This window comes from Corallococcus sp. CA053C (assembly GCF_003611675.1).
Lineage (GTDB): Bacteria > Myxococcota > Myxococcia > Myxococcales > Myxococcaceae > Corallococcus.
Window position 1 is genome coordinate 1 of the sequence record NZ_RAWA01000379.1, and the last position, 9,608, is coordinate 9,608.

General features: G+C 70.7%; 9 protein-coding genes and 1 pseudogene. 4 read left to right on the plus strand and 6 right to left on the minus strand.

The annotated features are described in order from the left end of the window. The 3 genes and pseudogenes from D7V97_RS34165 to D7V97_RS34175 form a co-directional block, all read right to left on the minus strand. A pseudogene (locus D7V97_RS34165) lies at positions 1-900 on the minus strand (hypothetical protein); the annotation flags it as partial. A gap of 81 nt (positions 901-981) precedes the next feature. Next, positions 982-1,689, minus strand: a complete 708-nt coding sequence (locus D7V97_RS34170) for a hypothetical protein (protein ID WP_120614811.1) — start codon at positions 1,687-1,689, stop codon at positions 982-984. 27 nt (positions 1,690-1,716) lie between these two features. After that, complete coding sequence (locus D7V97_RS34175) at positions 1,717-1,995, minus strand: molecular chaperone DnaJ (RefSeq protein ID WP_120614812.1); 279 nt, start codon at positions 1,993-1,995, stop codon at positions 1,717-1,719. A gap of 56 nt (positions 1,996-2,051) precedes the next feature. Here D7V97_RS34175 and D7V97_RS34180 point away from each other — a divergent pair, with 56 nt between their 5' ends. The 4 genes from D7V97_RS34180 (at position 2,052) to D7V97_RS34195 (ending at position 6,282) form a co-directional block, all read left to right on the plus strand. After that, positions 2,052-2,810, plus strand: coding sequence for a DUF4159 domain-containing protein (locus D7V97_RS34180; RefSeq protein ID WP_120614813.1), 759 nt, complete (start codon positions 2,052-2,054; stop codon positions 2,808-2,810). 21 nt (positions 2,811-2,831) lie between these two features. Then, complete coding sequence (locus tag D7V97_RS34185; protein ID WP_120614814.1) at positions 2,832-5,111, plus strand: glutamine amidotransferase; 2,280 nt, start codon at positions 2,832-2,834, stop codon at positions 5,109-5,111. 167 nt (positions 5,112-5,278) lie between these two features. Further along, the gene (locus tag D7V97_RS34190; RefSeq protein WP_147445090.1) at positions 5,279-5,656 is read left to right on the plus strand and encodes a hypothetical protein; all 378 of its coding nucleotides are present in this window, start codon (positions 5,279-5,281) and stop codon (positions 5,654-5,656) included. A gap of 32 nt (positions 5,657-5,688) precedes the next feature. Further along, positions 5,689-6,282 (plus strand): hypothetical protein, encoded by a 594-nt coding sequence (locus D7V97_RS34195; protein WP_120614816.1) that lies wholly within the window; start codon positions 5,689-5,691, stop codon positions 6,280-6,282. A 17-nt stretch (positions 6,283-6,299) separates the two neighbouring features. On the opposite strand, the gene D7V97_RS34200 is transcribed toward D7V97_RS34195, so the two are convergent. The 3 genes from D7V97_RS34200 to D7V97_RS34210 form a co-directional block, all read right to left on the minus strand. Then, the gene (locus tag D7V97_RS34200; RefSeq protein WP_120614817.1) at positions 6,300-6,854 is read right to left on the minus strand and encodes a superoxide dismutase family protein; all 555 of its coding nucleotides are present in this window, start codon (positions 6,852-6,854) and stop codon (positions 6,300-6,302) included. Between the two features lie 113 nt (positions 6,855-6,967). Beyond that, positions 6,968-8,545, minus strand: a complete 1,578-nt coding sequence (locus tag D7V97_RS34205) for an N-6 DNA methylase (RefSeq protein ID WP_120614819.1) — start codon at positions 8,543-8,545, stop codon at positions 6,968-6,970. A 13-nt stretch (positions 8,546-8,558) separates the two neighbouring features. Beyond that, positions 8,559-9,422: an ion transporter gene (locus tag D7V97_RS34210; RefSeq protein WP_120614818.1), complete on the minus strand. Its 864-nt coding sequence runs from the start codon at positions 9,420-9,422 to the stop codon at positions 8,559-8,561. Positions 9,423-9,608: the final 186 nt, after the last annotated feature.

A 9,608-nucleotide genomic window follows, 5' to 3' on the forward strand; every position in this document is an offset into this window, starting at 1 on the left:
CGGGGGCAGGGTGGGCTCCTGCTTCACGGCCATGGTGGCGGGCATCGCGTCCGGGGTGCCCACGCGCAGGTTGTCGAAGAAGAGCTGCGACTCCCAGCCGGACAGGCCCAGGCGGTCATGCCCCTTGCCCTTGAAGGGGAACGGGTCGTCCAGCTCCGCCACGAGCGTGCCGTCGATGGCCCACTTGAGCACGTTGCCGCGCCGCTCGATGCGCCAGTGATAGACGCGGCCCGCCTGCACGGGCGTCCCCACGCGGGACTCCACGCGCATGGCGGTGTCCTTCTGGAAGACGCCGGTGGCGACGAGGTCCGCGCCCTGGCCGCCGCCCCGCTCCGCGATGCGGGCCGCGCGGCGCTGGAGCGCGTCCAGCCCGGGGGCGTTGATGTCGCGCCGGGCGATGACGGACAGGCCGTTGTTCCACCCGCCCTGCACCAGCACGTAGCCGGAGGCCGGGTCGCGCCCGTTGCCGAACAGCTCCACGCGGATGTCGCCCTCGGGGTACTCCGGGCGCACGTCGAACTCCACCGCCACGTCATCCGGCAGCGCGGCCTGGAGCCACAGCGGGTTGTTCTTGGGCGCGGGGCCCAGCAATTCCCCACCCGTCACGCGCCAGTAGGCGCCGGTGGAGAAGAAGTCGCGGGCGACGACGGCCGGGTCGTTGAAGGACTGCGCGTAGGGGACGGTGGCGGTGATGTCCGCCTGGCCCCGGAAGAGCGCGTAGTGGATGAGCGGGAACTGGATGAAGACGATGATGCCGGCGAGGACGGCCCAGCCCCGGCGGGTGAGTCCGGCGGGCTTGCGCCACGCCTCGGCGGGGAGCGCCTCGGGCGAGGCCGGCAGGGGCGCTGCCGCGGGGGACTCAACCTGCTTTTCCTTGTCCTTGCGACTGGCCTGGCCCATCGATGCTCGGGGAACTCCGGGGGGAAAGGCGGCGGAATGTACGCCCCGGCCCCCCCGGCGTAAAGGATTGCCGGGCGGGGGTTACTTGACCCCCCACCGCTTCTCGAGCGCCCGCTGTTCGGCCTGGCGCTGCTTCAGCTGTTCGCGCTCCGCCTTGTTCTTGTCGGACTCCTCGGGCGTGGGGCGCATGGCGAGCTGGTAGACGCTGCCCGCGAGCGCGAAGAGGAGCGCGGCGATGATGACGCCCCAGGGGCGGCTGGCCGCGGCCTCCACCAGCCCGCCGAACTGGTGCAGCGCCGCGAGCGCGCCAATCACCAGCAGCCATGCGCCCGCCGCGGACGCGACGATGCCGCTCAATTGTCGGTGGAGGAACGCGCCCACCAGCCCGCCCACGAGGAAGCCCGGGGCGAAGCCGAGCAGGAAGTCGGTGGGCCCGGCGATCTCCCCCGCGAGCAGGCCCAGGGGGACGCCCATGCCCACGAAGGTGACGGCGGGTGGGAAGAGGAAGCCCAGCGCCATCAGTCCCGCGGCCACGAAGGTGGGCAGGCGCGGATCCAGGTCCACGAGGCCCAGCTTCTGGGTGACGAGCCCCGTCCACACGAGGCCAATCACCGCGCCCACGGGGCCTGCGACCACGCGGAACAGCCGGCCGCCGCCCGCGAGCAGCAGCACCAGGCCCACGACGGCCACCACGGCGCCGGTCCACATGGGCAGCAGGCGGTAGATGCCCACCCAGGCCGAGGGGTTGAAGGTCTGGTAGGACTTGAGTGCCAGGAGGAAGCCTTCCATGGCGCGTCATCCTACTGACAATGGCCGCTAGGAATAGCGGGTCAGGGCGAGCCCCAGCAGGACGGCCAGGATGAGGGCGCTCAGGAAGGCGAAGCCGTAGAGGGCGCGGGGCGTGGACGTGGCCCGCAGCAGGTCTTCGGCCTGGGTGCGGTCTTCCTGGGAGAGCCCTTGGGAGGAGGGCCCTTGCGCGAGGATGCGCCGGGCGTCCTTCCGGGCCCCGGCCACGTCACCGGCGTCCTTGCGGGCCCAGGCCGCGCGCACTTCGTCGGAGCCGGGCTCCGGGGGCGTCTGTCCGCCTTTCGCCATGGGGCGCGTCTATACCAGGGAATGTGGGCACCCGCCGACGGTATAAGCACGTCCCCATGCCCGTGCGGCCCCTGTCCCGTCGAAACCTCCTCATCGGCACTTCCGCGCTCGTCCCGCTGCTGTCCCGGCGTGCGTCCGCCTTCGGCGAGAAGAGCCGGTTCATCCCGGCCGTGGCCCGACATGGCGGCCGCTGGGACGGCCGGCTGTCCGGCCTGCGGCGGCTCGCGTGGGAGCTGCAGCGGCGCACGTCCGTGGAGGTGGTGCCGGACGCGCGCCCGTTCGCGCTGAGCAGCCCGGACCTCTTCGAGTACCCCTTCCTCTACTTCGGGGGGGACGGGGGCTTTCCGCCGCTCACGGACGCGGAGGTGTCCAACCTGCGCCGCTACCTGACGTACGGCGGCTTCGTGTTCGCGGACGCCAACGACGGCAGCGACGGGGACGGCTTCGACGCGAGCTTCCGCCGGGAGATGGCGCGGGTGCTGCCGCAGAACCCGCTGAAGGAGGCGCCGTCGACGCACGTCGTCTTCAAGTCCTTCTTCCTGCTGGACGCGGCGCCCGGGCGGCTGTTGCACAAGCCGCTGCCGCTGGTGGCGAGCGTGGGCAAGCGCGCGGCGGTGCTGTACTCGCAGAACGACGTGGCGGGCGCGTGGAGCCGCAGCGAGTCCGGCGACTATGAGTTCGACGTGTCCCCGGGCGGCGAGCCGCAGCGCGAGCTGGCCATCCGCCTGGGCATCAACCTGTGCATGTATGCGCTGTGTCTGGACTACAAGGACGACGCGGTGCACCTGCCCCTCATCCTCAACAAGCGGCGCTGACGTGTCCTGGCGCGCGACCGAATGAACTCCCCGTCCTTCAACGCGTGGAAGCTCGTCAGCCTTTCGCCCCTGCCGGTGTGGGCGCTGGTGTTGTTGGCGGTGGGGCTCGTCGCGGGCATCGGGCTTGCGGCCTGGGGCGTGCGCCGCGAGCCGTCGCGCGGGCGGCGGCTGCTCCTGTGGGGCCTGCGGCTGGGCGCGGGCGTGGCGGCGTTCTTCTTCCTCCTGGAGCCCGGCATCCGGCACCTGCAGGTGGCGCGGATGAAGAACCGGGTGGCGGTGCTGGTGGACCGCTCGGCGTCCATGAACTTCCCGTCGGAGCCGGGCGGGCCCACGCGCAGCGCGCAGGTGGCGGCGTTCCTGGAGAAGGCCGCGCCCCAGTTCGCCGCGTGGCAGGACCGCTTCACGGTGGAGGTGTACGGCGTGGACCCGGAGCTGTCGCCGGTGACGCCCGCGCAGCTGGGCAGCGAGCCGGCGCGCGCGGGGACGACGGACCTGCTGGCGGCGCTGAGGAGCGCGGGGGCGGCGGGGCAGGGGTCGCGCAAGCTGTCCGGGGTGCTGCTGTTCAGCGACGGCGCGGACAACGCGGAGCTGAAGGCGGGCGCGGTGGGCCGGGCGCGCGCGGCGCTCGCGGACCTGGGCGTGCCGGTGTCCACGTTCCTCGTGGGGCAGGAGGCGCTGAAGGACCTGGCGGTGGAGGGCCTGAAGGTGGACGACTTCGCCTTCGTGCGCAATTCGCTCACGGTGGAGGTGGAGATCCATGGCCGCGGCTTCGCTGGCCAGGACATCCCGGTGGTGCTCAGCCAGGAAGGCAAGACGGTCGCGAACAAGCTGGTGCGGATGACGACCGGCGACGACGTGAAGCCGGTGTCCTTCACCTTCACGCCGGACCAGACGGGGCGGTTCGTCTACACGGTGACGGTGCCCACGTTCCCGGATGAAGCGGTGAGCGAGAACAACAGCCGGTCGTTCACGTTGAAAGTCATTCGCGACCGCGTGCGCGTGCTGCTGGTGGTGGGGCGGCCGTCGTGGGACGAGCGGTTCCTGCGGGGGCTGCTCAAGCAGGACGCGAACGTGGACCTCATCTCGTTCTACATCCTGCGCACCCTGTCGGACGACCCCGGGGTGACGAACGAGCGCGAGCTGTCGCTCATCCCGTTCCCGATGGAGGAGATCTTCGACACGAAGCTGCACACGTTCGACGTCGTCATCTTCCAGAACTTCGGTTACTCGGATCCGTCGCTGTCCATCGCGGAGTACGAGCGGAACCTGGAGCGCTACATCCACGAGGGTGGCGCGTTCGTGATGATTGGCGGCGACAGCGTGCTGGGCGAGGGCCGCGCGAGCATGCCCACGCTGATGGAGGCGCTGCCGGTGGAGGCGGCGGGGCCCGCGAACCCGGAGCCGTTCAAGCCCCGTCTGACGCCGGAGGGATTGCGGCACCCGGTGACGTCCATCGGGACGGGGGCGGCGAGCACGGAGGGCACGTGGGGTGAGTTGGCGCCGATTCCGGGCGCGAACCTGACGCGGGCGCGGCCGGGCGCGACGGTGCTGATGGATCATCCGTTCGTGACGGTGGATGGGAAGAACGCGCCGCTGGTGTCGGTGTGGGACTACGGGCGGGGGCGGGCGATGGTGGTGGCGACGGACGCGACGTGGTCCTGGGCGTTCACGGCGCACCGGGACGGGTCACCGAACCGGGCGTATGACCGCTTCTGGGGCAATGCCTTGCGGTGGTTGGTGAGGGACCCGGATTTGACGACGCTGAAGGTGACGGCGGATCCGCCGTCGGTGGAGCCGGGGCGTCCGGTGGGCGTGGTGGTGCAGGCGCGGATGGCGGACTACCAGCCGGCGCAGGACGCGCAGGTGCGGGTGGAGCTGTTCTCGGTGGCGACGCAGAAGCCGGTGGCGGTGCAGACGGGGGCCACGGGCGCGGACGGCGTGGTGCGGCTGGAGTTCGCGCCGCCGGCGCCGGGGCCGTACAAGCTGCTCGCGTCGGCGAAGAAGGGCGACACGGACCTGGGCAAGGGCGAGGACGCGGTGGCGGTGCGCGCGGTGGGGCCGGAGCTGTCGGACGCGTCGGTGCGGCCGGAGCTGATGGAGCAGATCGCGAGCATCACCGAGGGCAAGGCGTACAAGCTGCCGCAGGACGGGTTGCCGGACGTGCCGCTGTTGGATCCGCCGGTGGTGGAGGTGGGGCGCGCGAAGGACCAGCCGCTGTGGGATCGCTGGTACTACCTCGTGGCGCTCATCGCGCTGCTGGGCGCGGAGTGGTTCGCACGGCGGCGGTTCGGGTACGTGTGAGACGCGAGGCACCTGGGCTGACGGGCGGGGCACGTCTGGCGGGATGACAGACCCCTTCCTATGATGGAGGCGTGATGGAACCGCATTCGGGGCCGCATCCCCATTCCCAGCCCAGGTTCGACTTCACGGTCCATGACCGGAGTGGACACCCGAGGGTTCAGGTCGAGGTGAAGGCCCGTCTGGGGGCGACGCGCGACTGGGCGACGAAGTTCTGGCTCAACCTGGAAGCGTTCGGTCAGCGGCCGAATGCCGACTTCTTCTTCCTGGTGACTCCGGAGTGGCTCTACGTCTGGAAACCCTCCAAGGTGAAGAAGGGGGGCACGCCGACCCGCGTGCTCGATGCCACGAAGATCCTGGGCCCGTACTTCCAGCGCGTCGGTACCGGGCCCGAAGGCATCATGCCCCTGGCGTTCAACATGCTCGTGTCGTTGTGGTTGAACGACCTGACCACCCCGGGCTTCCAGGGGATGAAAGACGTTGGCCTTGTGCTCATGGGGCTTCTCAAGGCTGTTGCTGGGGGAGAGGTTCGCGAGGAGCGTGTCTGAGGGTCTACGCCGAGACCAACTTCATTCTCCAGTTGGCCTATGAGCAGGAGCACGTGGAGTCGTGTGAAGAGGTCCTGCGGCTCGCCGAGGCAGGCGCCATCCTTCTGGCCGTCCCCGCCTTCTGCTTCATCGAGCCGATGGACGAGCTGCGGCGCAAGCGCGACAAGCACCGGCAGCTGTCGGACGGGCTCCGACAAGAGTTTCGCGAGCGTCAGCGGGTGAGGGTCTTCGCTCAAGCCCAGGAGCAGGCCTGGGCCGAAGTCCAATCCAGCCTGGTCACCATCACGCAGGAAGCAGAGCAGCGCGTGAACTCCATCCATGCGCGGTTGCTGCGCTGCTCGGAGATCCTGCCGACGGGAGCCCAGGTCATCGCGCATGCGGCGACCCTCCAGGTGGAGGAGTCCCGGCTGCACTTCCCGGATGCGGTGGTGCTTGCGTCAGTGCTGCTCAGCCTTCGGGAAGCGTCACGGGCCGGTCAGAAGTCCTGCTTGTTCAACAGCAACAAGCAGGACTTCGAGACACCGACCATCGTGGAGTTGCTGAGGCAGCAGCAATGCACCTTGAAGGTGCGGTTTGATCACGGCCTGTCCTTCATCCAGGCCGCGCTCAAGGGCCGCGCCGGCTGAACCACGAGACAGGACGACTACTGCTTCTCCGCCACGCCGCAGGCGATGCGGCCGCCGGCATCCCCGGTGGGGTCGGAGTGGTAGTCGTCCAGCTTGGCGTGCACCACGACGGCGGAGCCGTCCTTGTCGAGCAGCGACTTCACCTTGAGGCCCTGGGCGAAGAAGTCGAACTGCACCTTGCCGTCCTGCGCGACGTGGAGGTTCGGCAGGTCGCCTTCGTGCTTGCCCTTGGGCGACAGCACGCCGTGCTGCTTCTTCGTCGGGTTGAAGTGGCCGCCCGCCGTCTTGAAGTCCGGCGCCTCGCACTTGCCCGCCTCGTGGATGTGGATGGCGTGCTCGCCCTCCGGCAGGTTCATCAGCGAGCCCTTCACCAGCACGCCCGTCGGCGCCTGCTCCAGCGTCACCTCGCCCACGTCCTTGCCCTGGGCGTCCTTCAGCGTCGCCTTCACCGTCTCACCCTTCTTGGGCGCCAGCTTCGTCCCCGCATCCGCGGCGGCCGGAGTCCCCGCGTCCTGGGCCAGGGCGGGCGTGGTGGTCAGGGCAGCGGCAATCAACAGGGCGCGAATCGTCATGGGTTCCAATTCTCCAACGAGGGACGGGTTGCGTAGCGCGGCGACACTACCTCCCACCCTCGCGCCTCGCAGGAGAATGTCCACCCCCGCGCCCGGGCGGTGATGGGGAGTCATCACTCCGGCAACGGCCCCTCCAGCGGCACCGGCACCACCCGCGACGCTCCGAACGCGGGCCCCCACACCCGCTGCACCTGCGCTCCGTTCAGGAAGCGCACCACCGCGCGGAAGGCCTCCTCCGGGCCTCCCCGCGTCTGTGCCCAGGCACGCCCCCGGGGCGACAGGTTGGGGACGTCCGGCCCCAATTCCTCGCGGGACGTGGCTCCCCGGGTGATGACCAGGCCCTCGTCGCGCACGCGCTGGGGCACGTACAGCGGCGCGAACCGCGCGTGCCGGTGGTCGTGCACGCAGCCGGGCTCCTCCAGCAGCGCCGCCGACAAGGGCAGCTCGCGCACGTTGAACAGCAGCTTCACCGCTTCCTGGTGCGGATCATACGGGCCGCGCAGCCGGTGGTCCCCGCGCGGCACCAGCCTCCGGTCCAGGTAGCAGTAGGCTCGCGCCTCCGGTGGCAGCGCGCCCCGGTGCCGTGCTCCGCCGTAGCGGAAGAACGGGCGCACGTGGCACGCGTCCACCTCCAGCGCCGGCCCCTCCTTCAACGCCCGCAGCTTGGGCAGGAGCGCGGGCTCCAGGCCGTGCTCCCTCGCGAAGTCCTCCAACGTGGCGTCCGTCGCGGCGGCGAAGGCCCTCAGGCGCGCGAGCAGCCGGTCCGAGTCCGCGTCCACCAGCAGCTCGTCGAAGCGCGTCTTCACCCCGGGCAGGCTCACCGGGATGAGCGTGGTGAGCGGCTCGCCCCTCGCGCGCCAGTCCGCGTCCAGCTCCGCGGCCTCCCGGGCGATGGGGGACAGCCGCCACTCGGGCGGCTCCGGCGTGAAGCATTGCCCCGCGCCCTTGTGCTCGTAGCGCGGGGACGGGGCGTCGCTCCCGGACCGGGAGGTCCACACCGTGATGCACGTGCGCACCTGCGTGCCCCGGAACCTGCCCGGCCCCAGGTCCACCACCTCGTGCAGGTGGAGCGCTTCCAGGAGCACGCGACGCAGCGGCGCGTAGATGAACGACTCCAGCAGGCTCGCGGGCGTGATGAAGGCCAGGACCCCGGGCCGCGTCGCCAGACGATTCGTGGCGACGAGCAGGAAGAAGGCGAAGTCATCCCGCAGGCTGGTGCCCGGGGGCATCGCCAGGGGCATCAGGGCTCGCAGCCGCGCGTAGGCGTCCGCGTCCTTCAACACCGGCGAGGTGCCGTTGTAGGGCGGGTTGCCCACCCATAACTCGGCGTGTCCGTCCGGCGTCCCCGCGAGCAGCGGCTCCAGCCCGCCTCGCAGCGCGTCGCCCACGCGCACGTCCGCGCCCGGCACCCGGGCCTGGCACATGCGCGCGACCCCCGCGTCCAGCTCCAGCCCGCACAGCCGCGCGTCCGGCCGGTGCTTCGCCGCCGCCGCGAGGAACGCTCCCGCGCCGCAGGCCGGATCCACCACCGTGAGCGGCCGGCCCTCCAGGTGCGCCAGCGCGAGCGACAGCGTGCGCTCCACGATGGGCGCGGGCGTGAAGAACGCGCCCACCGCCTTGCGGTCGATGCCGGGGAACTGGCGGACCAGCCGCTCCTCGTCCAGCTCGGGCGTGTCGATGGAGCGGGCCATGCGCCCGGCCATCCTAGCCAGTTTCTCCGCGCGGGCTGGGAGGGGTCCAGTCCAGCGCCGTCCCGCACCGCTTGCAGAAGCGCGCATCCAGGTCATGGCCCTGTGCGCCACAGCCCGGGCAGGCCTGGGTGTCCGGACGCTGACGCGTGGCGGCAGCCAGCTCCACCGACACGATTCCCGTGGGCACCGCGATGATGCCGTAGCCCATCACCATCAGGATGGAGGCGAGGAACTGCCCCGTCACCGTCTTCGGCGTGATGTCCCCAAAGCCCACCGTCGTCATCGTCACGATGGCCCAGTACATGGAGCGGGGGATGCTGTCGAAGCCGTGCGCCTCGCCCTCCACCATGTACATCACCGCGCCCATGATGACGTCGATGCTCAGCACCGTGCCCAGGAAGACGATGATCTTCGGCCGGCTCGCCCGGAGCGCCGTCAGCAGCACCTCCGCCTGCCCCAGCAGGTGCCCCAGCTTGAGGATGCGGAAGACGCGCAGCAGCCGCAGCACGCGCACCACCAGCAGCGTCTGCGACCCGGGGAACACCACGCTCAGGAACGACGGCAACAGCGCCATCAGGTCCACGACGCCGAAGAAGCTGCGCGCGTAGTCCAGGGGCCTGCGCACCGCGGCGAGCCGCAGCACGTACTCTACCGCGAAGAGCCCGGTGAAGATCCACTCGGCGGTGTGGAGCGCCGCGCCGTGGCGCACGCGCACCTGCGCGACGCTCTCCAGCATCACGGCCACCACGCTGAACACGATGGCCCACAGGAGGGCCACGTCGAACGCCTTCCCCGCCGGCGTGTCCGCCTCGAAGATGATGGTGTGCAGCCGCGCGCGGAGGCCGCCCACGGGACTCTGTTCGGACGGCCTGTTCACGGGGCGGCAGCTTAGGCGCAATCGGGGACAGGGCTCGCGCCGCGATGTCCGGAACCGGCTTTTCCCCTGGACCCGCGCCTTCGTTGCCTCCACCGGATCCAGAAGCCACCGTATCCAGCTTCCAATCCGTGGAGCGAGCAAGGCGCTGGCTTCCTGACGCGGGGCAGGAAGTCCTGGGGTCTGGGG